5 protein-coding genes are annotated in these 5,143 nt (G+C 39.7%); all 5 read left to right on the top strand.

Going from position 1 to position 5,143, the window contains the following annotated elements; all coding sequences use genetic code 11:
* On the top strand, nucleotides 1-1,118 hold a 1,118-nt coding region (locus HF974_09240), incomplete at its 5' end, for a UDP-glucose/GDP-mannose dehydrogenase family protein (protein MBC2698492.1).
* A 915-nt stretch (nucleotides 1,119-2,033) separates the two neighbouring features.
* A complete protein-coding gene (locus HF974_09235) occupies nucleotides 2,034-2,687 on the top strand; it encodes a PEF-CTERM sorting domain-containing protein (GenBank protein MBC2698491.1) in 654 nt (217 codons plus the stop codon).
* Nucleotides 2,688-2,927: 240 nt separating this feature from the next.
* Complete coding sequence (locus tag HF974_09230; GenBank protein MBC2698490.1) at nucleotides 2,928-3,611, top strand: N-acetyltransferase; 684 nt, start codon at nucleotides 2,928-2,930, stop codon at nucleotides 3,609-3,611.
* A 14-nt stretch (nucleotides 3,612-3,625) separates the two neighbouring features.
* Nucleotides 3,626-4,717 (top strand): DegT/DnrJ/EryC1/StrS family aminotransferase, encoded by a 1,092-nt coding sequence (locus HF974_09225; protein MBC2698489.1) that lies wholly within the window; start codon nucleotides 3,626-3,628, stop codon nucleotides 4,715-4,717.
* On the top strand, nucleotides 4,714-5,143 hold a 430-nt coding region (locus HF974_09220), incomplete at its 3' end, for a Gfo/Idh/MocA family oxidoreductase (protein MBC2698488.1). The genes HF974_09225 and HF974_09220, both read left to right, overlap by 4 nt.

Below are 5,143 nucleotides of genomic sequence, written 5' to 3'. Positions count from 1 at the left end.
AAAAACATGCCGGTGAAAATATCAGGGCCACTACCGATTATGATGATGCGGTTGCAAATACTGATATTTCCTTCATATGTGTGGGAACACCGTCTGACGATAACGGAAACATCGACCTCGGGATAGTGAAGGCTGCAAGCCAGAGCCTGGGCATTGCAATAGGGAAAAAAGATGGCTACCATGTGGTCGTGGTCAAGAGCACAGTAGTACCAGAGACCACAGAGAAGGTAGTGGTCCCGATAATAGAACGGGCATCCGGCCGTAAACCCGGTGTGGATTTCGGGGCTGGCATGAATCCTGAGTTTTTGAGAGAAGGCAAGGCGGTCCATGATTTCATGCACCCGGATAAGATCGTCATCGGGGCTATAGACCAGAGGTCGGATGATACCATATCTGGCCTGTATGCAGGTCTTAAGTGCCAGATCACACATACCGACCCCAGTACTGCCGAGATGATCAAATATGTCAACAATTCGTTCCTTGCTACAAAGATATCTTTCTCCAACGAGATCGGCAATATATGTAAAAAAATGGGAATAGATACATACAAAGTCATGGAAACAGTTGGCAAGGACTCCAGGATATCGCCAAATTTCCTCAACTCGGGTGCGGGTTTCGGTGGTTCATGTTTCCCAAAGGATGTTAAGGCTCTTATCGGAAAGGCAAAAGAACTTGGATATGAACCTGGATTGCTTGAGTCAGTTATCAATGTCAATGAAGTACAGCCCTTAATGATGATAGACCTGCTGGAGTCCCGCACAGGTGATCTGGAAGGAAAAAGAATCGCTGTACTGGGTCTTGCATTTAAGAATGATACCGATGATATCAGGGAGTCCAGGTCCATACCTGTTATCAGGGCATTGCTGGATAAGGGGGCAAAGGTATCTTCATATGACCCCATGGCAACTGATAATATGAAGGCTATTTATCCTGACATTGAATATTGCGATTCAGCTATCCATGCACTAAAAGGGGCCAACGGCTGCCTGGTCATGACTGAGTGGGATGAGTTTAAAGGACTCTGTTCAGAGTTCAAGGTTATGCGCCGTCCACTTGTGGTCGATGGTCGTAATATGATACAATGTGAATATATCGAATATGTGGGACTGTGCTGGTGAGATGTGGATAAATGCCTTCAAAGCGATGTGAGTTTTTTTAGGATAGATGAAAACCCGGGTAAGGAAGTTTCCAGAATGTCCACTTGCTAAATCTGATACAAAAAGACCTGAGATACACAAAGAATTTGTTGCACATATTAATACATTGGTCATTGGTTAAGGAGTTTGACAGAGTTGGTATGTATTATTTTCCAAAAGACAAATGATTTCATACGATACTCCAATTTGATTTAAATCGAACACAGATGACACGGATTAAACGGATTTTCACGGATTTATTTATTATCCGTGCAATTCGTGTTCCATTACAATATTACTCTTAACCGATGACACATGCATATTAATGATAAGTTTGATGATGTGTCGGATGAAAATATTAAAGTGTGGTTATCTCACATCAAGACAGATGCTATATTGACGCCAAGGATTGAAATATTATTTTCATACATACATTTATATATAAACACTATATATATAAAGTTGTATATTAATATTTAGCATTTTCAAGGAACTGCTAAAATTTATAATATTGCAAAAAACGTGAAGAGTTTGGATTCACACCATATTTGCTGGAATATGGCGGCGTAGTAACGTGTTGATTCCACATAAGAATGCAAACATCACAAAAAAATGAATGGCGGTGCAAAAATGAAAAAACGAATCAACAAAATTCAGATTGTTATTTTGGCGATTATAGTGCTTGCTGTGTATATACTATTCGCAACACCAACAATCTCAGATAAGCCCGAAATGCCTGTAGCAGGGTCATACCATTACTGCACTGATCCTGATCCACCATCGTATGACTTTGGAAAAGTTTTTTTAGGTGGAACAAGAACCTGGACATTCAATATAACTAACTGTGGTGAAGGAATCCTGGAATGGAATGTTAGCGATGACCAAACATGGATAAGCATGGATCCAACCAGTGGAACAACAACCACAGAAACAGATACTGTTACTGTAACCATTGACACCAAAGGACTAACACGTAATACGGAACATACCGGAACCATAACTCTAAATTCCAACGGTGGAAGTAAAACAGGAACCATCCGAGTCTATGTGATATATCCTAATACTGAAGAACAAACGTTAAGCACTAATACAGTGCCATATGCTACAGTGCCATATGCTGCAGAAGCTTATGTCCATTCTTCCAATGATACTGGAGCTGAAAAGAATGTATTTGCTCTGGGGGAGAACGTCTACTGCTATGCGGGAGATCTTCCGGCTAACGACCAGGCTGTGGACATCTATGTAGTTCCAAACAGGGAATGGTCTGTGAATGACCAGATCGGACCTGATGTTGGTGATGGTGTTGAAACAGTATCCACAGATGGTTCTGGAATCATTGATGTTACTCAGATCTGGATTGCACCACTTACAGCCGGAAACTATGACATCATTGTAGACGTGGATCATGATGGAGTATTGGATGCTGGTGAACCGGTCGATAGTTTCACAATAGAAGTGGACATTGAAGAAATCCCAGAGTTCCCAACACTTGCAATCCCAATAATTGCAATGCTTTGTCTGGCATTTATCTTCCAGCGCCGGAAAAACTGAAATATGATGAATAGTGGGATATTTTTGTGAGCGAATGCTTTCTAAAAATGTGCTATATGTAGAGGGGCGAAAAGGAATAAAGGAAGAATATGGGTAAAGGGTAAATATATAGCTGAAATTGAGTAAATAGTGTAAAAATCAGCAAAATGTTTTTGTAAAGACGGAAACATATAGTGAATTAAGCTTGACTGTGTGAAAATTACGGACTAAAACTACAGTCTCATTAAAGAAAGACGGTGAATGAATTTGAATTCTTATTTACATCAGAATAATAGAATCCATGAATCTGCACATATGTATGGAAATAATTCAATCGATAATGATTGTATTATTCTTGAAAATGTTATTCTTGGTTATCCAACAAATAAAATAATCCGGGAATTAGCGAATTCAACAATTCCTATCTCTGAATACGAGTTCAAAGGCACGACAATAGGAGAAAATGCAGTAATACGATCCGGATCTATCATATATTCTGACGTTGAGATAGGGAATAATTTCAGATCCGGACATAATATCCTAATCAGGGAACACACCACTATTGGAGACAATGTTTTGATAGGTACCAATGTCGTAGTAGATGGAAACACAACAATTGGGAATAATGTAAGTATCCAGAGCAATGCATATATTCCAACTAATACGACTATTGAAGATAATGTTTTTATTGGTCCCTGTGCTGTCCTGACAAATGATAAATATCCTATTCGCAAGAAATATAAATTGAAAGGACCAACTTTACGGTTCAATGCATCTATTGGAGCTAATTCAACAATACTTCCAGGTGTTGAGATCGGTGAAAGCGCGATGGTAGCAGCCGGAGCTCTTGTAACAAAAGATGTACCCCCGCGAAAACTGGCAATAGGGGTTCCTGCGAAGATTACAATGTTAAGTGATGAATTATTGACAGTAAATTCGATTTAATTATAAATTATATTATGATCCCCATTGCAAAACCACTATTAGATGAAGATGAGATCAATGCCGCTGTTGAGGTATTAAGATCAGGTAATATTGCCGAAGGCACAAGAGTATCGTTATTTGAACACAACTTCAAAGAATTGATCGGTGTCAAGCATGCAATTGCCGTGAATTCAGGAACCTCAGCTTTACAAATTGCACTTCAGGCAGCAGGGGTAAGACAGGACGATGAGGTAATCACAACTTCCTTTTCTTTTATTGCCACTGCCAATTCCATACTGTATACAAATGCAAAGCCAATATTTGCAGATATATCCCGTGATACTTTCAACATCGATCCGGATGATGTCCTTAACAAGATCACACACAGAACAAAAGCAATCCTGCCAGTACATCTTTATGGACATCCTGCCGAGATGAAAGCTTTAATGGAAATTGCCAGGGACTATGACCTGGTACTGATCGAGGATGCTTGCCAGGCCCATGGTGCACAGTATCACGGAAAAAATGTGGGTTCTTTCGGTATCGGGACGTTTAGCTTCTACCCGACTAAAAATATGACCACCAGTGAAGGTGGTATGATAACTACAAATAATCCGGACATTGATATTTGTGCACGTATGATACGTTCTCATGGTTCAAAACAGCGCTATCTTCATGAAATGTTGGGCTATAACTTTAGAATGACAGATATTTCCGCTGCTATAGGATTGGTCCAGCTAAAAAAGCTTGCTGATTTTAATGCAAAAAGAATTGAAAATGCAAAATATTTATCAGAGGGACTGAAGAATATCCCTGGCATTGAAATTCCTACAATAAGGAAAGGGTGTACACATGTATTCCATCAATATACAATTAGGATAACGGAAGATTATCCAATAGAACGAGACACTCTTGTTGAGAGATTACGAGATCATGACATCGGGACCGGTATATATTATCCCATACCAATACACAAACAACCTTTCTATATGAAACTGGGATATGATGATACCTTTCTGGAAACAGAACTCGCTGCAAAGCAAGTGATCTCACTACCTATTCATCCTGCAGTATCAAAAAAGGAATTGTCATATATTATTAAAACAATTTGTGAGGTTATAGAATGAGAGTAGGAGTTATTGGCGTCGGAGCTATGGGCCAGCATCATGTGAGGATCTATAATGAGATGGCTAATGTTGAACTTATAGGCATATCCGATGTTTCAGAAAGCAGGGTAAATGAACTTTCCAGTCAATATGGAGTCCCTGGCTTTATTGATCATACAGAATTGCTTAAACAGGATCTTGATGCTATCAGTATAGCTGTGCCAACAACGTTACATAAACAGGTCGGACTGGATGCCATTGCATGTGGGATCAATATATTGATAGAGAAACCCTTATCCGATACCATTGAAAACGCAAAAGACCTGGTTAATGCTGCTTCCGATGCCGGAGTAAAACTCATGGTCGGGCACATCGAAAGGTTCAATCCGGCTGTAATGAAACTAAAACATTTAATGGATTCGGGGTTGCTTGGAAAGATTGTCTCCA

Source organism: ANME-2 cluster archaeon, assembly GCA_014237145.1.
Lineage (GTDB): Archaea > Halobacteriota > Methanosarcinia > Methanosarcinales > Methanocomedenaceae > Methanocomedens_A.
Note: the sequence above shows the minus strand (reverse complement) of the source record. Positions and strands in the feature narration are given on the sequence as shown.

What these genes read in the sequence shown, in the direction of transcription:
- HF974_09235 (MBC2698491.1), top strand. Translation starts at nt 2,034, where the DNA reads ATGGATCCAACCAGTGGAACAACAACCACAGAAACAGATACTGTTACT.
- HF974_09230 (MBC2698490.1), top strand. Translation starts at nt 2,928, where the DNA reads ATGAATTTGAATTCTTATTTACATCAGAATAATAGAATCCATGAATCT.
- HF974_09225 (MBC2698489.1), top strand. Translation starts at nt 3,626, where the DNA reads ATGATCCCCATTGCAAAACCACTATTAGATGAAGATGAGATCAATGCC.